Annotated in this window: 18 protein-coding genes; 12 read left to right on the forward strand and 6 right to left on the reverse strand. The window is 50.9% G+C overall.

The annotated features are described in order from the left end of the window. Positions 1-37 precede the first annotated feature (37 nt). Genes ACO7SM_RS11200 through ACO7SM_RS11210 form a run of 3 tightly spaced genes read right to left on the reverse strand, consistent with a single transcriptional unit; the run spans position 38 to position 3,075 of the window. Positions 38-1,585, reverse strand: coding sequence for an ABC transporter substrate-binding protein (locus tag ACO7SM_RS11200; protein WP_490470929.1), 1,548 nt, complete (start codon positions 1,583-1,585; stop codon positions 38-40). A 27-nt stretch (positions 1,586-1,612) separates the two neighbouring features. Next, positions 1,613-2,194 carry a D-alanyl-D-alanine dipeptidase gene (gene ddpX, locus ACO7SM_RS11205; RefSeq protein ID WP_490467605.1) on the reverse strand — a complete coding sequence of 194 codons (582 nt, stop codon included), beginning with the start codon at positions 2,192-2,194 and terminating at the stop codon, positions 1,613-1,615. Between the two features lie 14 nt (positions 2,195-2,208). Continuing rightward, a complete protein-coding gene (locus ACO7SM_RS11210) occupies positions 2,209-3,075 on the reverse strand; it encodes a MurR/RpiR family transcriptional regulator (RefSeq protein WP_490467606.1) in 867 nt (288 codons plus the stop codon). Positions 3,076-3,479: 404 nt separating this feature from the next. Between ACO7SM_RS11210 and hdeB the strand changes: the two genes are divergently transcribed. The 7 genes from hdeB to ACO7SM_RS11245 all read left to right on the forward strand — a co-directional run bounded on the left by hdeB (position 3,480) and on the right by ACO7SM_RS11245 (position 9,937). Then, complete coding sequence (gene hdeB / locus ACO7SM_RS11215) at positions 3,480-3,809, forward strand: acid-activated periplasmic chaperone HdeB (protein WP_490467607.1); 330 nt, start codon at positions 3,480-3,482, stop codon at positions 3,807-3,809. A gap of 167 nt (positions 3,810-3,976) precedes the next feature. Beyond that, on the forward strand, positions 3,977-5,923 hold the full coding sequence (locus tag ACO7SM_RS11220; protein WP_490467608.1) for a methyl-accepting chemotaxis protein: 1,947 nt from the start codon (positions 3,977-3,979) through the stop codon (positions 5,921-5,923). A 138-nt stretch (positions 5,924-6,061) separates the two neighbouring features. After that, complete coding sequence (locus tag ACO7SM_RS11225; RefSeq protein ID WP_490467609.1) at positions 6,062-6,376, forward strand: helix-turn-helix domain-containing protein; 315 nt, start codon at positions 6,062-6,064, stop codon at positions 6,374-6,376. Continuing rightward, complete coding sequence (locus tag ACO7SM_RS11230) at positions 6,369-7,637, forward strand: type II toxin-antitoxin system HipA family toxin (RefSeq protein WP_490467610.1); 1,269 nt, start codon at positions 6,369-6,371, stop codon at positions 7,635-7,637. The genes ACO7SM_RS11225 and ACO7SM_RS11230 overlap by 8 nt, the downstream gene beginning before the upstream one ends. A gap of 198 nt (positions 7,638-7,835) precedes the next feature. Then, positions 7,836-8,234 carry a RidA family protein gene (locus ACO7SM_RS11235; protein ID WP_192612199.1) on the forward strand — a complete coding sequence of 133 codons (399 nt, stop codon included), beginning with the start codon at positions 7,836-7,838 and terminating at the stop codon, positions 8,232-8,234. Positions 8,235-8,253: 19 nt separating this feature from the next. Continuing rightward, positions 8,254-9,222 (forward strand): threo-3-hydroxy-L-aspartate ammonia-lyase, encoded by a 969-nt coding sequence (locus tag ACO7SM_RS11240; RefSeq protein ID WP_490467611.1) that lies wholly within the window; start codon positions 8,254-8,256, stop codon positions 9,220-9,222. 79 nt (positions 9,223-9,301) lie between these two features. Continuing rightward, entirely contained in the window at positions 9,302-9,937 is a 636-nt protein-coding gene (locus ACO7SM_RS11245) for a helix-turn-helix transcriptional regulator (protein WP_490467612.1), read from the forward strand. A 69-nt stretch (positions 9,938-10,006) separates the two neighbouring features. On the opposite strand, the gene ACO7SM_RS11250 is transcribed toward ACO7SM_RS11245, so the two are convergent. The 3 genes from ACO7SM_RS11250 to ACO7SM_RS11260 form a co-directional block, all read right to left on the reverse strand. Further along, positions 10,007-11,323 carry a glycoside hydrolase family 10-like protein gene (locus tag ACO7SM_RS11250; protein WP_490470930.1) on the reverse strand — a complete coding sequence of 439 codons (1,317 nt, stop codon included), beginning with the start codon at positions 11,321-11,323 and terminating at the stop codon, positions 10,007-10,009. Positions 11,324-11,428: 105 nt separating this feature from the next. After that, entirely contained in the window at positions 11,429-11,716 is a 288-nt protein-coding gene (locus ACO7SM_RS11255) for a VF530 family protein (RefSeq protein WP_490467613.1), read from the reverse strand. A gap of 220 nt (positions 11,717-11,936) precedes the next feature. Beyond that, positions 11,937-12,575 (reverse strand): winged helix-turn-helix transcriptional regulator, encoded by a 639-nt coding sequence (locus ACO7SM_RS11260; protein WP_490467614.1) that lies wholly within the window; start codon positions 12,573-12,575, stop codon positions 11,937-11,939. 375 nt (positions 12,576-12,950) lie between these two features. Between ACO7SM_RS11260 and ACO7SM_RS11265 the strand changes: the two genes are divergently transcribed. From ACO7SM_RS11265 to ACO7SM_RS11285, 5 genes are read left to right on the forward strand one after another with little or no spacing between them, the layout of a single operon-like run. Beyond that, positions 12,951-13,475, forward strand: a complete 525-nt coding sequence (locus ACO7SM_RS11265; protein WP_490467615.1) for a fimbrial protein — start codon at positions 12,951-12,953, stop codon at positions 13,473-13,475. A 42-nt stretch (positions 13,476-13,517) separates the two neighbouring features. Further along, positions 13,518-14,195: a fimbrial biogenesis chaperone gene (locus tag ACO7SM_RS11270; RefSeq protein WP_490467616.1), complete on the forward strand. Its 678-nt coding sequence runs from the start codon at positions 13,518-13,520 to the stop codon at positions 14,193-14,195. Positions 14,196-14,237: 42 nt separating this feature from the next. Next, complete coding sequence (locus tag ACO7SM_RS11275) at positions 14,238-16,763, forward strand: fimbria/pilus outer membrane usher protein (protein ID WP_490467617.1); 2,526 nt, start codon at positions 14,238-14,240, stop codon at positions 16,761-16,763. A 47-nt stretch (positions 16,764-16,810) separates the two neighbouring features. Next, a complete protein-coding gene (locus ACO7SM_RS11280; RefSeq protein ID WP_490467618.1) occupies positions 16,811-17,329 on the forward strand; it encodes a fimbrial protein in 519 nt (172 codons plus the stop codon). Positions 17,330-17,355: 26 nt separating this feature from the next. Next, positions 17,356-18,336 carry a fimbrial protein gene (locus tag ACO7SM_RS11285; protein ID WP_490467619.1) on the forward strand — a complete coding sequence of 327 codons (981 nt, stop codon included), beginning with the start codon at positions 17,356-17,358 and terminating at the stop codon, positions 18,334-18,336. Positions 18,337-18,382 lie beyond the last annotated feature (46 nt).

An 18,382-nucleotide genomic window follows, 5' to 3' on the forward strand; every position in this document is an offset into this window, starting at 1 on the left:
CCCTTGCGGAGCCAGTACGGCTCCGCATCAACGTGGCTTATTTGCTCATCGTAGAAATATTGAACACCTGTTCCAGCATCGGGTTGAATACAAAGCCTTTAACCTCTTTGTTCATCGCCAACTGGTAGTTTTTCTGGAACAGATAAACGTAAGCGGCTTCGTCAATCACGATGGTTTGCGCCTGTTGGTAATCCTTCGTCCTCACCGTCTGGTCGGTGGTGGCCAGCGCGCTACGCAGCAGTTTGTCGACGTCGGCGTTTTCATAGAAGGAGCGGTTGCCCGGCAATCCTTTCTTATCGGATTCAAACCAGTAGTTCATAAACATGTAGGGATCGGCGAAATCCGGGCTCCAGTTACCAATCGCAATGTCATAATCCCCTTTGCCAACGCGGTCACGCATGGTGGCATTCGCCAGTTTTTCCAGCTTCACCTGGATACCCAGCTTACTGAGGCTGGCCTGGGTTGCGAGGGCGATCGGTTCCCAGTTTGGATCGTTATCCGAATAGAGGAAGCTAAGGGTCTTCGGTTTGGCGGCAACGTTCTCCCAGGCGGCTTTTGCTTTTGCTTCGTCGGAACTGTACTGCATCGCATTGGCGTCATAGCCCCACATGCCTTCCGGGATCGGCCCGCGCATCTGCTTGCCGTTACCGCTCAGAATACCGTTCACCATGCCCGGATAGTCTGTTGACCAGGAGATAGCGCGGCGCAAATCAACCTGATTCAACGGCGCTTTACTGTTGTTGAGATAGAGATAAGTCACCCGCAATGACGGATATTCGGCCACCGCAACGTTGCCTTCCTGTTTTAACGCGGTGAGCTGATCAACCGGTAAGGCATCCGCAATATCGATGTCCCCACGCGACAGTTGCAGGCGACGGGAAGCGCTCTCGCCAATGATTTTCACCGACACACGTTTAAACGCCGGTTTCGCGCCCGCGTAATGGGGGTTCGGCACCAGGATCAATTGCTGGCCTTTCTGCCAGCTTTTCAGCATAAAGGGCCCGGAACCCGCTGTTTTCTGCGCCAGAAAACCGCGCGCATCGTCCGTCGCATGTTCTTTCAACACCGCCGGATTGATGATAGAGGCACCATCGTTAGCCAGCGTATACAAGAACGGCGCAAACGGCTGAGTCAGCGTAAATTTCACCGTATGATCGTCAAGCGCCTCCACTTTCAAATCTTTCGGGAAGGCTTCCGCTGGCCCCTGGCCCATCTTCAACAGGCGCTCAAACGAGAGTTTCACCGCCTCGGCGGTCACCGGTGTACCATCGGCAAATTTGGCCTCGTTATTGAGCGTGAAAGTCCACTCCTTTTGATCGTCAGAGGCTTTCCAGCCGCTCGCCAGATCGCCTTCCACCTCGGTAGAGCCTTTGCCGCCCTCTGTTTTGTACTGCACCAGGCGCTGATACGAGGGATAGGTCACCGTCCAGTCGTTGTTGTCGATGGTGACCGCCGGGTCGAGGGTTTGCGGATCGGCCGCTTTGCCGATCACCAGCATATCTTTGGGAACGGCAGCCTGAGCAGGCAACGCCATTGCCAGAGCTGCGGCGATCAATGCGGGGCGAAACAGCGAGGTTAATGTCATTGTTGTCTTCATGACCTTGCTCCAGAATTAAAGTGTGTGTTGTGTTGTTGTGGGTGAAAAACAGGCAATGCAGTCGTCGAGTAAGGGGTATTTCGCGGCGGCAGGTAACTCAAAATGCCACCATTCGCTGCTGATCCCGACAAAACCGCCACCGAACATAATCGCGTTCAGCAGCAGGCGATTTCGCTGTGCCTGCGGCGGCACCGACGGGTGATACGCGTGAGAACGGTCGTGCATTTCGTCAAAACCCGCGCCCATATCAAGCACCTGACCGTTTGCGTCCTTCAGCGTGACGTCGATAGCGGTGCCACGGCTGTGATTCGACCCGATTGCCACATCCACCACATACTGCGGGTCAGGGCAGACCTCCCACAGAATGGATTGCGCCTGCTGGGGGCGGTAGGCGTCGTACACCACCAGAGATAAGCCCGCCAGTTGCGCAATGCTGATGCTTTTTGCCAGCGCAGCAACGGCGTCTTTGTGTAACAGGCAACGCGCTTCCCGATAAATGGGCGCGCCGGTGAGGTTATCGGCCGTGGCGTATTTGAGATCGATATGCAGCGACGGGAAGATCGCCGCGACATCGCGCAGTACGGGGTTTTCTGACATAGCACAGTTCCTGTTTATTGTTCGAATTGACCAAATTCTTGTTGTAATTGACGGTTGGTGTGTAAGCGTTCGGCGAGGGAATCGCCCAACAGCTCAACCACACTGGAGAGTAATAAGTTGAACAGACAGCTAACGGGCGCCAGGGAATCCCAGAAATGCCCGGTATCGGTTTTTACCTGCAATAAATCAATGGAATAATCTCTTGCCCACGGACACCAGACATCGGTGACCAGCGCCAGCGGAATGTGCCGTTCACTGGCTACGCGACAGTAGTGCCGTGCGGTAGCGGAGTAGGCGCGGGTGTCGGTAATCACCACATAAGGCTGCGTAAACCCGGAATTCAGCGATTCCACCCAACTCCCTGACAACCCTTCGGAGTAACTCACTTTAGGACGCAGATATTCCAGATGGCTAAAAAATGCATTCGCGATACCGCGAGTCGACTGGATCCCCAGAATGTAGACGGCTTCTGCGTGCGCCAGTCGCTGTGCAATCCGTAAAAACGTTTCACTTTGCGCCAGTTGATAGACGTGACTAATGGCGTCAATTTCCAGCGACAATGACTGTTGCGCTCTGTCCGGCAACCGCTGTTGTTGCTGCCACGACCCCAGACGCTCGTTCATTCCCCAGGGCTGATAGGGGATGGCGGGGAGTTCGCGCAGACTCGCTTTGGCATCCTCCAGATTGCGAAAACCGAGTTTACGCAAATAGCGTCCTACCGTTATCCCGCTGGTGCCGGTGGCTTTGGCGATGCCGTCTGCTGTTTCAAAGGGGATCTGCGCTGCATGGCTCAACAGCCAGCCTGCAACACGCTTTTCGCTTGGCGTTTGCTGGCTGAATGTGCGTTCAATGCGGGCAAATAACTCAGGTTTCGCTGTCATTACCGTCTCGCTGTTAAGTCGCTGTCAGATACCGCGTTGTTGTTATCTGATTAACAATGCAGGACGCGTGCCATGCCATCGACCGTCGTCCCGACGCCTTTTTTGTTAAATTTCGGTAATTTTTAATTAACTAATGATCAACATTTGTGCAGCGTAGTTCACTTTTGGTGCAACGGCTGTAGCGGCGGGGGCGGAATATGTTGAATTCGTAGACACGATCACAAAGCGCGGGATGCTTTAATGCCTGAGACATAAAAATCAGTCACCGGAAATATCAATAATAGCCATAACAACTGCGACTGACTTTATTCCTGAAACGTCTGGGGTATTATTTATTTCGTCCTACATTAACGGTTTAAAGCGCGTGTGTAGATATTAATTATTGTGTTTATGGAGTCACAAAAATGAATAAGTTCTCCCTTTCTACAGCAGGTATTTTAGTGGCGGCGCTGTTGACCAGTGTAAGCGTAAGTGCAGCAACAGATAACGCAAAAAAAGACGTCACCCCCAAAGATATGCGCTGCCAGGAGTTCGTTGATCTGAATCCGCAAACCATGGCACCAGTGGCTTTCTGGGTGCTTAATGAAGATGAAGATTTCAAAGGTGGTGACTTTGTTAGCTTCGACGAAACCGTGACCACGGCGGTTCCGTTAACCGTTGAAATTTGCAAAAAACATCCTCAGAGTGAATTAAGCAAAATTAAAGACGAAATCAAAAAAGAATTATCTAAATAAGTTTTAGCGTTATTAAAACCCAGCCAGAGTGCTGGGTTTTGCTATTTGTGACATTGTCACGTGCAAGAAGCTAAAACCCCTCAATGCTTTATCCCTCAAGCGCTATAAAGATATAAATTGAGGTGCCGATACTGGTTAAACGTTCGCCTTTTACATAAGGAGTTTGTATGGCCTGGTATCCCTCACGTATTTCTACCCGTTTAACTCTCGGCGGCATTTTGCTGTTGGTCGTCACCACGCTGGTCATCGTGGCGATTATGCTGTGGCGCGGTCAGCCACGGGTCATCGAGATCAATTCCGCCCTTATAGAGGAGACGGGACAAGGTCTGACCCGGCATCTCAGTACTGTCTTATCCCGTATTGAAGGGGAAACCGTCACCCTCGCGCGGATGGCCGAAGTGCTTCCCAATGATGAGGCGCTTTATCGCAGTGTGGTTCCCCATCTTATTGGCGAGCAGAATAACGCCATGATTACCGGCGGCGGGATCTGGCCAGAACCGGATGCCTTTACGCAAGGTGTAGAACGTCGCAGTTTTTTCTGGTCGCGTAACGCCGAAGGAAAGCTGGTGTTTTCAGATGACTATAACGTGCCCGGCGGCAACGGCTACCACAGCGAAAACTGGTATCAGCAGGCAAAAGGGCATTCGCAGGAAACCTGTGTGTGGTCTGATGTTTATCGGGATGCGATCTCCGGCGTCAATATGGTGACCTGTAGCATTCCTTATCGTCACGCAGGCGCGTTTGCTGGCGTCGCCACCACCGATATCCGTCTGGATAATGTCGCGACGTTTATGCAGCAACAGGGTAATAGCACCGGTGGCTACGCCTTTGTGGTGGATAAGCAGGGGCAAATTCTCTATTTCCCGCAGGCTGACCCGGCAAAATACAAAACGTTTCGCGATCTGCTCAGCACTTCTTACTGGCTGACGCCGGTGGCAGAGAGCCTGAAATCGCTACGCGGCAGCGCACAGGTGACCTCTCTCGCGCTCGAACATGACAACATCCTAAACGCCCCTTCACGGGTCATGCTGTTCCCGATGGCTGACACCGGTTGGGTGGTCGGTCTGGTCACGCCGCAAGAACGCATTGTCGGGCTGGCGAAAGTGATGATGCAGGATGTTCTTGAAGTCCTGATCCCGATTATGACGCTGTTGCTGGTGGGGGCATGGCTGGTGGTGCGTCGGCTTATCTCCCGGCTGGATGATACCCGTCGCGCCCTGGATGATATTGCTCAGGGGGAAGGCGATCTCACCCGACGTCTGGACGTTCGCGGGAAAGATGAAATTTCTGATATCGCCCAGGCATTCAACCTTTTCGTCGACAAAATAGCCGCCATTTTGATCAACGTGCGTAGCAGTAGCGTCGTGGTTGCCAATAACGCCGTCAGTCTGGCAGACAGCAATACGGAGTTATCCACGCGTGTTACTCAGCAAGCAGCAGCGCTTGAGGAGAGTGCGGCGGCGATGGAACAGTTAAATGCGACCGTGCATCAAAACTCAGGCAATACCCAGTTGGCAGATGAGCTGTCCGAAAGCACCGCGCAAACCGCGAACCGCTGCGGCGATGTGATGCAGGGGGTGATTTCAACCATGGACAACGTCAGCGCGTCATCCGGGCGGATGGTCGAGATTGTGGCGGTGATCGACAGCATCGCATTCCAGACCAATATCCTGGCGCTCAATGCGGCGGTTGAGGCCGCACGGGCTGGCGATGCCGGGCGGGGTTTTGCGGTTGTCGCCTCCGAAGTGCGTACGCTGGCGCAGCGTAGCGCCACTGCCGCGCAAGAGATCAAAACCTTGATAGATGAATCGGTTTCGCATGTGGGGAGCGGAAGTCAGCAAATTCATCATGCGGGTGACCGACTGGAAGAACTGGTCAGCAATGTGCGACAGGTAAGGCAGTTGATGGGGGAGATCCGTGTTGCGGGGGAAGAACAGCGCAAAGGGGTTTCTGAAGTGACGATGGCCGTCACCGAAATGGACAGTACGGTTCAGCAGAACGCTTCACTTATCGACGATGCGACGACGCGTACCCAGGTGCTGAAAGAAGAGGCGGAGCAACTGGCGCTACTGGTTTCGTCGTTCAGACTGCCGGAACCTGTCACAGCCAGTTAACTCCAATATTAAGTGTATTAAATCGCATTAATGCACTTAATTATTTTATTTTGGGTGTTATGGCGGTTTGCGCAGGTGCGTTATTAACTCTATAATATTGTGGGTAAAGTGCAATTAAGCGAGATAAGACACCTTATTATGGATTTAATGCTCAAAACGCCTGTTGAAATCGTCAAACTTCTCTGCGAACGATTACGCAAAGAACGCCTGTCAAAACAGATGACGCAGGCGGAGGTCGCCGCACGCGCGGGGATTGGCGTGAATACGGTGTCGAATCTCGAGGCCGGACGAAATGTGGGCTTTGAGGGGCTGGTCAGGGTGGCCGTGGTGCTGGGGTTAGGGGATGAACTGGAAAACCTGTTCAAACCGAAAATTGAGAGCCTGGATGACATGGTGCGCTACGAGGAAAGTTCAGCACGTCAGCGTGTGAGAAGGAAAAATGACGATGCCTGAACAAATTGATGTCTTTTATGAAGGATGGGGGGAGCGCTGGCGTTGGGGCCGACTGATGTCGTCAACCGCCGTGACGGGACGGCCGTTGATTGCCTTCGAATACAGTGATGAAGCCATGCGCAAAGGCTTCGAACTCTCCCGGCTGACCCTGCCGCTTAACGGTTCTCGCTTACGACAAGGTTTTCCCGCCCATCAGCTTGGTCTGCCTGGCCCCGTTTATGACGCATTACCCGATGGCTGGGGAATGCTGCTCATGGATCGATTGTTTAAACGACGGGGACTCAATGCCGCGCGTATTGGCCCTCTGGAGCGGTTGACCTGGATCGGCAGCAATGCGATGGGCGCCATGACATTCCAGCCGGTTCAGCCGGAAGCAGAAACCGTTACCGCACAGGAGATCCCCCTGATTCAGTTAGCCTCTGAAGTGCAGGAGGTGTTGAGCGGCGAGGGCGGCGAGTTCCTGCAAAAGTTACTGCAAATGGGAGGCTCACCACAGGGCGCAAGACCCAAGGCGTTACTTTATCGTGACACTGTCACTAAAAAATTCACCACGTCGCCGCAACCCGGATGCGAAAGTTGGTTAATCAAGTTTCCGGCACAACATGAGCACGCGGAAGTCTGCGCCATTGAAGCGGTGTACTCTGAATGTCTGCGTCGGTGCGGGATTACCACCCCGGACACCGCTTACTTTTCGCTGGATGATCAACAGGCCGCCTTTGCCACGCGCCGCTTTGACCGCAACAACGATCGCCGTGTTCCGATGCAAAGTCTGGCCTCTTTTACCGGGGCGAATTATCAGGTTCCGGGGGCACTGGACTATCGCAGTTTTTTACGCGCCACCCAGATATGCACCAATGATGTCAGAGAAAAAGCCGTCGCCTTTGAGCGCGTGGTCTTCAACGTCGTGTTTAATAATCGCGACGATCATCCGAAGAATTTTGCCTGGCTGATGTCCGCAGAGGGCAACTGGACGCTGGCTCCCGCGTATGATGTCACCTGGTGTGAAGGGCCAGGCGGCTATCACCAGATGGATGTTATGGGCGAGGCATTAGATATCGGAAGAAAACATCTGCAGGCGCTGGGTGAACAGGAAGCGGAGTTAATGCCGGAGAAGGTGGCCGAAATCATTGCGAAGATTTGTACGGTGGCAGCCAGATTCAGTGAGATAGCGAACGACCTGTATCCCGGACACATTACCCTGCCAACGCTTACAACCATACAAAAGCGGATCGTGGAAAATATCCGTCGTCTGAACGAATGACCTGAGAAAACCACAGGTTAGCCGATGGCGAAAAAGCCGTGTTGAATACCTTCAGCGCGGCTTTTTTATTGGATTTACGGTTGCTCAAACTGTGATCCCGAAACACAGAAAAGGGTTGGCGAGGGGGAAGAATCGCGTTATATATACATAAAGTATTAAATTAGACGCTTTGTCTTATAACCGATACGGAGAGTACGTATGTCTTCCGACATTATCCTCAGAAACATGACGTCCGGCGTGAGCCCTGCAGGCCACTACTCGCACACCTGCACCGCCGGAGGTTTTGTGTTTGTCTCGGGTCAATTACCCGTTACCGCAGCAGGTGAAATCAATCCCGCCGCCTCGTTCGAGGAGCAGGTGCATCAGGTGCTGGCGAACCTCGATGCCTGCCTCGCCGCGGCAGGAACAGACCGCGCCTCACTGGTGTCGGTCAGAATCTATGTCACCGATGTCTCGCAATGGCCCTTGTTCAATCAGATTTACGCACAATGGCTGGGAGAGTTTAAACCTGCTCGCGTGGTGGCGGGCGTTGATGCGCTTCATTATGGATTTGCCGTAGAAGTTGAAGCCGTTGCCCTTGCTCGTTCTTCTTCCTGAACTATTCGGAGTTAATGATATGACTTCACTGCAATTCCCTGAGTATAACGATGTGGTTGCTGCAACGCAGCGCATCGAAGGCTATGCCAACCGCACGCCGGTGCTGACGTCCCGTACGGTGAATGATGCGTTTTCGGCGGAAGTATTTTTTAAGTGTGAAAACTACCAGCGTATGGGCGCATTTAAGTTTCGTGGTGCGATGAACGCCCTCAGCCAGTTTACGCCACAACAGCGCGCGGCTGGCGTCGTCACGTTTTCTTCCGGTAATCACGCCCAGGCCATTGCGCTGGCGGCAAAGCTATTAAACATCCCGGCGACAATTGTCATGCCGCACGATGCACCTGCGGCAAAAGTGGCGGCGACGAAAGGGTACGGCGGCAATGTGGTTGTCTACAATCGTTATACCGAAGACCGCGAGCAGATTGGCCGGGATCTGGCGACAAAACACGGACTGACGCTCATCCCGCCCTATGATCACCCACATGTGATTGCCGGACAGGGTACCGCCGCCAAAGAGTTGATCGAAGAGGTCGGCCCGCTCGATGTGCTGTATGTGTGTCTCGGCGGCGGCGGATTGCTTTCCGGTTCAGCGCTGGCCGCACGGCATTTGTCGCCAGAGTGCAAAATTTATGGCGTCGAGCCAGAAGCGGGCAATGACGGACAGCAGTCATTTCGCAGCGGCAACATCGTCCACATTGATACCCCTAAAACCATTGCCGACGGCGCGCAAACCCAGCACCTTGGGCAGTATACGTTTCCGCTCATTCAGAAACACGTCGATGATATTCTTACGGTTTCCGATCAGGAACTTATTGACTCAATGATCTTTTTCGCCGAGCGAATGAAAATGGTGGTTGAGCCGACCGGCTGCTTAGGATTTGCGGCGGCACGGGCCAATAAAGAACGGTTACGCGGGAAACGGGTGGGGGTCATTATCAGCGGTGGTAACGTCGATATCAGCCGTTATAGCGAGTTTCTGGCGGGCTAAATACGCGAGGATATCTGGCAGCAGATATCCTTTTTCTTTAGACTGCACCGGAAATATTGCGTCGTTCGCAGGAGAGAAAATGTCTAAACCCGAGGAAAATTCACTGTTAGGTCAACTTGATATCATTGCAAAAGGACTCAGTGAAACCTTTTCGCCCTTCTGCGAAGTTGTTGTGCACGATCTTAAAAATCCCGAACATGCAATTCTCGCGATCCATAACAACTTATCCGGCAGAGAAGCAGGACAGCCTGCAACCGAGTTGGGGCTAGCACGTATTGCCTCGCCGGATTTTCCCAACATTGTGGCGAACTACGCGAATCAATTTGCCGATGGCCGCCCGGTGAAAAGCACGTCGATTGGCATTAAAGATAATGACGGCCAGTACGTCGCGGCCCTGTGTCTGAACGTGGACATGACGCTTTTTCGGGGGATGCAAAGTGCGTTAGCGCGTTTCACCGAGATCGAAAATACCGCCGTACAGGAACATATAGAACCGACAGGATCGGAGGCGATCCGCCAGCGTATCGACAGTTACGCCGCCAAACGTGCGACCACGGCACGTGCGCTCAACGTTGCTGACCGCAAAGCCGTTATTCAGGAATTACGTAAAGACGGTCTTTTGGAGGTGAAAAAATCGATGGAAACCATCGCTCAGCATCTTGGTATTTCCAGAGCAACGGCGTATCTCTATGCCCGTCAGGAAAGTGAAATATAGCTAAACCCGACAACGTGCAATCTGCTGCTGCACGTTGCCAGGCGTTAATTACAGGGAAGGGAGGGCTCGTTAACTGCCCCAGCGACTTCTCAGATAGTTGACCGCCTGCTGCGTTTGCGGCTGGTTGAGATAGTCTTCTCTGAACAAGATAGTGCCGCTAATTTGTGGCACCGATTCATTCAAATCAAGCTGCTTTTTAAGCTCAGGCACGCCGCCATTGATCATCCAGTCCGGTTCATTTTTGGACGGCTCGCCCACTTTATACAGGGCAATTCCGATATAGAGCCGCGTGTTGGTCGGCTTCACGACATCGGCCCACCATTTTGCCAGCACATCATAACGGGCCGCGCTGCGCGAAAAAGGCCAGTAAATTTGCGGGGCGATGTAATCGAGTAATCCTTGCTGAACCCAGCGACGCGTGTCCGCAAAAGATTCATCGTAGGCAGCGGCGCCTCGCGTGTCGGAACCGGCAGGATCGTGTGAGCGATTACGCCATACGCCGGCCGGACTCACCCCAAATTCGACGTCAGGTTTTAGCGTGTTAATGGTTCGCGAAACCTGTTCTATCAGCAATTGCGTATTGTGCCGACGCCAGTCCGCTTTCGATGCGAATGCGCCGCCGTATTTTCGGAAGGTTTCGTTATCATTGAGCGTGGAACCTGGAGACTCTGTATAGAAGTAGTCATCAAACTGCACGCCATCGACCGGATAACGCGAGACGACTTCAGCGACAATGCGGGTTATCCAGTCACGCGCCTCCGGGATACCCGGGTCGAGGACAAAACGATCGCCCGCGGTTCGGATCCAGTCACGGTGCGACACAAAAACGCTGGAAGGGCGTTGCGACACCGTGCTGTTCAGTTCGGCGACGGTCGACGACTTCGTGTTGGTGGAAACGCGATACGGATTAAACCATGCATGCACTTTCATGCCGCGTTTATGCGCTTCATCAAGCATAAATTGCAGCGGATCATACCCCGGATTTTCACCGATGGTACCGGTCATGAGATCTGACCAGGGCAAAATCTCCGAAGGCCAGAGCGCCGTACCGTCGGGCTTAACCTGGAAAAATACGGTATTGATACCAATGCTTTTCAACTGATCCAGCTTATCGGTTAGCGCTTTTTGCTGCAGTTGAACCCGACGGGTTGTATCACTCACATTGACAGATGACACCGGCGGCCAGTCAAGACGAGAAACCGTTGCCAACCAGATACCGCGCATGGGTTGCTGGCTCTGTTGAGATTTACCCGGCGTGACCGGTGTTGACGGCGTGACAAGCGAAACGGGAGGTTCTGAGGAACAACTGGAAAGTAAAAGAGCCATTGCGATAAGTGAGAATGACTTTTTAGCCATAAGCTGGAGGCGACGAGAGCAGATATCCATGTATGCCAGTTTTCCGATGATCACGTGAGAAGGTCATTCTCGTATTATTCGAACGTAAGTCAATACGAAGCGTGCGGCATACAGACGGACTGGCAGAGCAGGGGATTAATCCTTATTACTGCGCCCCTCAGTCCACGGATTAAAAGCAGGTTCATCCTTTACTTCAGGCTCTTCATCATTCAGAGAATCAAGATATAGCGCTTCAACTTCCGCGCGGGCCCACGGCGTACGGCGCAAAAATTTTAAACTCGATTTGACACTGGGGTCATTCTTAAAGCAGTTGATGTTGATCAGTTGAGCCAGCTTAACCCAGCCATAACGCGCAACAAGTGCATTAACTTGCATTTCAAGCGTCACGCCATGCAAAGGATCGTTAGAAAAGTGAGCGGTCATTATGAAAAATCCGGTTTCTGTTGTGTGTCATCAGGAGTGCAAAAGAAGGGTACAAGAAAGTCGGGTTATCGGCAAACAATCCAGGCATTATATCGCGTTGCTGGTGTCGGTTTTAACGGGGGAAATATGATGCGGAAAAGGCAGAGTTTACGCAGTGTGCGATATTTTCATTTACGTAAATCTATGCATTATCGCAAAGATAAAATCGCGACCTGAGCGGTCAAAATTTGGCAGGCAATTTATTCACATTGATCAGAATACCTCTGTTGATTTCGATATAGCCTCCCTCTTTCAGTTCGGACAAGATCCGCATAATCCCGCTTCGGGACAGATTGGTTCTGTCACGGATGTAATTTTCAGCCGTAACCGTGTTACGTAAATTTTGATTTTCACTCATGAGCTCATTAAGTTGAGCCTTAATAATGTCGTAGGCGGTCGGTGCTGTCAGGTTCTTGCTGGAGGCGTAGAGTTTGTTGGTGACCACCATCATATGCATGGCCAGCAGTTCCCAGAGATCGTGTTTCTGAATAATTTTACGGGCATTATCGAGGGGGATCACGCCGATATCGCAGGGGGTCAGCATCTTTAAATACCCGTTCATGGAATGGGTCGCCAGATTACCAATACCCACCAGAGAGGGGGAACTCAACGTTGCCAGCACCAGATCGTCATCGTTGCGATGCAAAGTCACCTTCCCGCTGACAACCAGATAGCAATAATAATTCTGCCCGACGCTAATAAACAGACGCTTTCGGGCAGCGATGCGTTTTAGTTCAGCGTAAGGTAATAATTTTTCTACCAATTCTTTAGAATAAGGTGACGGGGGGGTGATCATTGAAACAGGTAAACGTTCAGACATAGTAGAACCTTCAATAATGGTGCAGTTTTTCTTAGTATAGGTAGCTATCAGCACAGTTTTGCTTGTCTTTAGCGACTGAAGCCAAACTAACCAAAAAAAAATGAAGATGCAACCTTCTGTTATCCCTGTGAGAAAGCAGGTTTTAGTATAAAAACACGCTAATTTTAGACTTCTAAAATAACAATTTATTCACCACTTCCGCAATAAAACCCGCCCCTGGTTGTTGGTTTTTTGTTACAGACAAAGTCTATGATTATATTTGTTTTAAATTGTGACCCGTGCCTTACTGAAATAAACTTCTTTCTCATCAAACAATATTAATTTGAATCCATCAAATAATATTATGTTCACTCACCAAACAATAAGGAAATGGAAATGAAAAAAAATCTGTTAAGGATTTTAATAGCGGCCGCTACCACGCTGGTGGTAACTAATTCGTTCGCGACATCAGGAACGGTTAAGTTCACTGGGGTAATAAAAGAGGAAGCATGCGAAGTCGATATCGGTTCGCAAAATCAAACAGTACCGCTGGGAGAGTATGGCAAATCTGAATTTCTGGCAGTGGGTGCCAAAACCGTTCCGGTTCCATTCACAGTGAAATTAATCAATTGCCCGGACACTGTCACCGCCGCAACGTTGAGATTCGAAGGTGCGACAGATAATACAGACGCAACATTATTGGCGATTGATACCGGTACCGGTAAAGCAGCAGGCGTTGCTATTAATCTCATGACCGCAGATAAAGCCGATCTGCCGCTGTATGGCACGAATGGTTACAGCTATCCGCTGGTCGCGGGTACAAATAATCTGGATTTTTACGCGCAATATAAATCAACATCTTTAACGATTACAGGTGGTGATGCAAATGGCTCAACAAACTTCTCTATAATATACAACTAATTTCCTGCAAGGGTCATTGTTGGCCCTTTTATCGAGGTATCAATGCGTTTTCTCAGTAAGTTATTCATTTCTGCTATTTCTTTCTCTGCCTGTGCGACGACCGCAATTGCAGGCGTCGCCGTCGAAGGAACGCGCGTGGTGTATGATGGGGCGAAAAAAGAGGCCGCTATCGCGGTCAATAACCCGGATACAGTTCCCTATCTCATTCAGTCCTGGGTGGAAACGCAAAATGGTGGCACTGAGAAAAATCACTTTATTATTACCCCACCACTTTATCGTCTGGATGGGGGGCAAAAAAATGTCGAGCGCATTGTTCTGACTGATGCACTTCCTCAGGATAAAGAATCTTTATTCTGGTTAAATATAAAAGCCATCCCCTCTACCGAACAGAAAGCCAATACACTACAGATAGCCATTAAAACAAAGATAAAGTTAATATATCGCCCGGCAAGCCTGGTAGAGGTTTCACTTGAAAAAGAAGCGGAACAACTGCACTGGAATAAATCAGGAAACCAAATTCAGGTGACGAACCCTGGTCGATACATCATCAATTTTAACGGTATTTCTGTGAGTGGCAAGAAAGTTGACAATGTCACGTATGTGCTCCCTGGGTCGACTGCTCAATTTACGTTACCTCAGGGAATTAATGGAGGGGATGTGACCTACAAAATCATTAATGATTTTGGTGGGACGGGTGAGGTTCACCACGCGAGTATATAAATCCATGAACCCCGGATATATTGCGGGTGGAATAGAGACGTTATGAATAACTCATTACAGGTCGTATCGTTGAAACCGATTCGACTGGTTTATATTATTTTTATTTCGTTAACATCAATATCTCATTTGGCAATGGCACGGGACTATTTTAATCCAGAGTTACTTGAGCTGGATAATCCTGGAAACAAAAAGATTGATCTCTCTGCATTCGAAAGTGGTTCGCAAATTCCAGGCACCTATCGTGTTGAAATTTTTTTGAATGAACAGAGTGTAGATACCCGTGATATCACCTTTATCGCCGGGAAAAATGCGAAGGGTGACGAGATATTAGTCCCGTGTCTGAGCGCCGAGATGCTTGAGGCATGGGGGGTGAAAACCGGGCAATTCAGTGAATTGATGGCAAAGGGGGAGTGTGCCGATCTCAGCGTCATTCCTCAGGCCGCGGCGGATTTTCAGTTCAGCGCGCAACGTTTAGCGATCCGCATTCCCCAGGCGGCGATGTCTGCGCAGGTACACGGTTTTGTCCCACCGGAAAAATGGGATGAGGGGATTACAGCGGCGTTACTTAACTACAGCCTGAGCGGCGATAACAGCACCAGCAATGGCAGCTCGACGAACAGCCAGTACGCCAATTTGCGACCAGGACTGAACATCGGGCCATGGCGCCTGCGAAATTACACGACCTGGAACCGCGACAGCAACGGCCAGGATCGCTGGGATACGGTTTACACCTACCTTCAACGCGACGTGATACCCCTGCGTGCGCAACTGACGGCGGGCGACAGTTCATCCCCGTCTGATGTATTTGATAGCCTGCCGTTTCGCGGGGCACAGTTGGCCTCTGACGACGATATGATCCCTGACTCACAAAAAGGATACGCGCCTGTGGTTCGAGGCATTGCGCGGACGAATGCACAGGTCGTTATCCGGCAAAATGGCTATGTCATCTATCAGAGTTATGTCGCTCCCGGCTCATTTGAGATTACGGATATGTATCCGACCGGCGGCGCGGGCGACCTGGAGGTCACGGTCAAAGAGGCTGATGGCAGCGAGCAACATTTTACGGTTGCCTTTGCGTCCTTACCTGTTTTGCAGCGCGAAGGGCGGTTTAAGTATTCCGCCACGGCAGGCCAGTATCGCTCCTATAACAGTAGTGTGGCCAAAACGCCTCTCGGGCAAATCACTGGAATCTATGGTTTACCCTATGGATTGACCGTTTATGGCGGTGCGCAGCAATCTGATAAATATCACTCTGTGGCAGGTGGTATGGGCATCAACATGGGCGAAGTCGGGGCTGTTTCCGCCGACGTCACTCAGGCATGGTCAAAACCTCACGGTCAGCAAGACTCAACCGGGCAGTCATGGCGTATTCGTTACAGTAAAAACTTCGCCACTACCGGAACGGATTTTGCTATCGCCGGATATCGCTATTCCACCAATGGCTATTATGGCATGCAAGAAGTTCTCGACTCTTACGGCGACAGTTCCGCATTGCAGGATAGACGTCGTAATCGCATGGAACTGACAATGAACCAGGCTCTCAGCCCCGGCCTTGGATCGCTGACGGTCAGTGCAGTAAAGGAAAGCTACTGGAACTCAGATAAAAGTATGGCGTCGTACAGCCTGGGCTATAACAACAACTGGCACAGCGTATCCTGGAGCCTGACGTATACCTACAGCAAAAATGGCAGTGCAGGGCAACAAGGTGATTCGGGAAGTTACGATAAAGATCAGCAAGTCTCACTGAATATCAGTATTCCATTAGACTCGCTCTTGTCCAATAGCTGGGTGAATTACAGCATGAATGCCAGCAAGAATAATGGCAGCACGCATTCTGTTGGGATCAGCGGCGTCGCGCTCTCAAACAATGAGCTGAACTGGGGAATACAGCAAGGCTATGACACGACGAATCGCAACGTCACCGGGAACCTGAACGGTGACTATAAAGGATCGTACGCTGAAGCCACCACCAGTTATGCCTATGATAAAAATAGCAAACGGATCAGCTACGGATTGCAGGGGGGCGTTATCGCCCACGCAAACGGTCTGACGTTTTCACAACCGCTGGGTGAGACAAACGTGCTGGTGAGTGCGCCGGGAGCCGCCGGAGTTTATGTGCAGAATCAGGTTGGTGTGAAAACCGATTTCCGCGGCTATACCACGGCCAATAATCTCACGCCCTATCGCAAAAATGATATTTCGCTGCGCCCGGACACCATGCCAGATAATGTTGAACTGGAGTTGACCAGTCAGTCCGTGGTTCCAACACGAGGAGCTGTTGTTCGCGCAAACTACGTCGCCAATACCGGTATGCGAGTTCTGATGAACCTGATGCAGGCAAACGGACACCCCGTACCGTTTGGCGCGATTGCGACATTAAGCCGCAACGGCGAACACACATTTATTGTCGGCGATAACGGTCAGGTCTATTCCACGGGAATGGAAGATGGTGACATCCTGAAAATAAAGTGGGGCGATCAGGCTGATCAGCACTGCTCGGCGCTGTATTCCGAGAAAGAAAGTCGAGATGCAGGAAGCGTGAAAATAATCAATTCGCTCTGCCAGTAATTTGGCCTGGTGACGTCATATTTAATGCTGTTATAAAGTGAAAATGAATGAGTAAAATAACATTTTTTCTATCAACGCTACTCATCGGCTTAATTGTCAATTCAGTAGCCGATGCTGCGGATACCGTCAATATTAATGTCACCGGTAATGTGATTGCCGCCCCCTGTAAAATCCAGGAGGATAATGTTGTACAGACCGTTAACTTAGGTGATGACTTAACAAGTCTGTCGCTGCAAAGGGCAGGAGACACCACACCCTGGGTACCTTTCGACATAGCACTTGTCTCATGCCCGCCGGGAACAACAACGGTCACTGCAACGTTCAGCGGCGACCCGGACACCGAGAATCCGTCTGATATGTATAAAAATAACGGAGATGCGCAGAATATTGCAATTCAGGTGCAGGGAACGGGAGGCGAAAAGCTGGGCAACGGTGCCACGTCAACGGGCACCATCAGCCAGGGCAATTTTACCTATCATATGCGGGCGCGAGTTTACACCTCAACAGGTCAGGTTTCGGGGGGAACAATCAGCGCGGCGATGACAGTCACCTTCGAGTATCAATAACCTCTTATTTATGCTGAGGCATAACGATGAATTATAAAAGTATCGCCCTGAATCTGATTCTGGCGGCCATTGTCATTTTTTCACTTAATAACGTCTATGCCGGAGTTCCAGTCTGTACAAACGTTGGCGACACGGTAGCATCTGGGTTTCCCTCAACGCTCAAAATCCAAAAAGATATGCCTGTGGGTGGTCTTGTCTGGAGTGGAAAGATCATGCGAATGGCAATTTCCTGTGATGATAATTATACAGCAACTCAATATTTATGGTACTGGAGCCATAAGACGGTGTCATCCGACCATATTATCGCGTCGAATATTCCAGGCCTGGGCTTTAAGGTGAAAATCAGTGAGGCGGCAAATAATTTCAACGGTAATCCCGCATCGGGATATATCAATATTTATGGTGGGAGTTGGAAGTACGATATAAAGAGTGACATTCAATATACGGATGTTTTTGTGGAGTTCTACAAAACCGCCGCAACGGTATCCTCAGGCACCCTCTCAGGAGAAATATTCTATTCAGGGGCAACCAGCACCAATGCCGCAGTACAGAATTTCCCCAACGTTAATTTCCCGGCGAACATTAATGTCGATGTTGTAAAATGTACGACGAATGGCAATGCGATGACGTTCAAACTGGGGGATGTCACTGCAGATAATTTTACCCGAACGGGGAGCGTAGTGGGTTCGGCAGGGGCTGATTTATCGCTAACCTGTGATGCGGACACAAATGTGAATATTACCTTACAGGGAACGCAAAACCCGGATGCTTCTTTGTCCTCCGTGCTGGAGCTAAGCGGGCAGGGTAGCGATGGCACAGCCGATGGCGTTGGCGTTCAACTACTCTATAATGGCGCCCCACTTGAATTAAACCAGCTCCTGTTGCTGAAATCCTCCGCAGTGGGTGTTGAAACTTTTCCGCTCACCGCGCGCTATTATCAAACCAAAGATACTGTGAAACCAGGAACGGCTAACGCGTTCGCCACGCTAAGTGTCACTTATCAATAGGTTGCTTGTCCTGCGGTTGCTGCTGTTTTACCCACCCAATGTTCTC

It is taken from the genome of Citrobacter sp. LJND-P06 (genome assembly GCF_058188415.1).

Coding starts and splice junctions, on each gene's coding strand:
- ACO7SM_RS11200 (WP_490470929.1), bottom strand. CDS start 1,585: ATGACATTAACCTCGCTGTTTCGCCCCGCATTGATCGCCGCAGCTCTG.
- ddpX (WP_490467605.1), bottom strand. CDS start 2,194: ATGTCAGAAAACCCCGTACTGCGCGATGTCGCGGCGATCTTCCCGTCG.
- ACO7SM_RS11210 (WP_490467606.1), bottom strand. CDS start 3,075: ATGACAGCGAAACCTGAGTTATTTGCCCGCATTGAACGCACATTCAGC.
- hdeB (WP_490467607.1), top strand. CDS start 3,480: ATGAATAAGTTCTCCCTTTCTACAGCAGGTATTTTAGTGGCGGCGCTG.
- ACO7SM_RS11220 (WP_490467608.1), top strand. CDS start 3,977: ATGGCCTGGTATCCCTCACGTATTTCTACCCGTTTAACTCTCGGCGGC.
- ACO7SM_RS11225 (WP_490467609.1), top strand. CDS start 6,062: ATGGATTTAATGCTCAAAACGCCTGTTGAAATCGTCAAACTTCTCTGC.
- ACO7SM_RS11230 (WP_490467610.1), top strand. CDS start 6,369: ATGCCTGAACAAATTGATGTCTTTTATGAAGGATGGGGGGAGCGCTGG.
- ACO7SM_RS11235 (WP_192612199.1), top strand. CDS start 7,836: ATGTCTTCCGACATTATCCTCAGAAACATGACGTCCGGCGTGAGCCCT.
- ACO7SM_RS11240 (WP_490467611.1), top strand. CDS start 8,254: ATGACTTCACTGCAATTCCCTGAGTATAACGATGTGGTTGCTGCAACG.
- ACO7SM_RS11245 (WP_490467612.1), top strand. CDS start 9,302: ATGTCTAAACCCGAGGAAAATTCACTGTTAGGTCAACTTGATATCATT.
- ACO7SM_RS11250 (WP_490470930.1), bottom strand. CDS start 11,323: ATGGATATCTGCTCTCGTCGCCTCCAGCTTATGGCTAAAAAGTCATTC.
- ACO7SM_RS11255 (WP_490467613.1), bottom strand. CDS start 11,716: ATGACCGCTCACTTTTCTAACGATCCTTTGCATGGCGTGACGCTTGAA.
- ACO7SM_RS11260 (WP_490467614.1), bottom strand. CDS start 12,575: ATGTCTGAACGTTTACCTGTTTCAATGATCACCCCCCCGTCACCTTAT.
- ACO7SM_RS11265 (WP_490467615.1), top strand. CDS start 12,951: ATGAAAAAAAATCTGTTAAGGATTTTAATAGCGGCCGCTACCACGCTG.
- ACO7SM_RS11270 (WP_490467616.1), top strand. CDS start 13,518: ATGCGTTTTCTCAGTAAGTTATTCATTTCTGCTATTTCTTTCTCTGCC.
- ACO7SM_RS11275 (WP_490467617.1), top strand. CDS start 14,238: ATGAATAACTCATTACAGGTCGTATCGTTGAAACCGATTCGACTGGTT.
- ACO7SM_RS11280 (WP_490467618.1), top strand. CDS start 16,811: ATGAGTAAAATAACATTTTTTCTATCAACGCTACTCATCGGCTTAATT.
- ACO7SM_RS11285 (WP_490467619.1), top strand. CDS start 17,356: ATGAATTATAAAAGTATCGCCCTGAATCTGATTCTGGCGGCCATTGTC.